The organism is Rhizobium ecuadorense (assembly GCF_001187535.1).
In the GTDB taxonomy this organism is placed as follows: Bacteria; Pseudomonadota; Alphaproteobacteria; order Rhizobiales; family Rhizobiaceae; genus Rhizobium; species Rhizobium ecuadorense.
Genome location: NZ_LFIO01001642.1, coordinates 1 through 240 on the forward strand (window position 1 = coordinate 1; position 240 = coordinate 240).

The window sequence follows — 240 nt, forward strand, 5'->3', positions numbered from 1 at the left end:
TGGATTTTGCTTGGTGGCGCGAGGATTCGATAAGTTGAACGAAACTCAGATCCGCTTCCGCACCTTCTGGAATGCTGACGATGATTGTATCGCGACTATGAAATGCATCATTAAACTTGGAATATAGTTCGCTCACGTTACGAATGCTGAGCACGTCCGGCAAATTTATAGATTCGTAATATTGTTTCTGAGTATCCAATGCAGCCTCCTGGGCCAGAAAATACTTGACGACCCTAAAAG

The 240-nt window shown here is 44.2% G+C and carries 1 protein-coding gene; it reads right to left on the reverse strand.

The window, feature by feature from the left end; genetic code table 11:
• A partial coding sequence (locus AF337_RS32855; RefSeq protein ID WP_280138882.1) for an STAS domain-containing protein occupies positions 1 to 199 on the reverse strand: 199 nt, incomplete at its 3' end.
• Positions 200 to 240 lie beyond the last annotated feature (41 nt).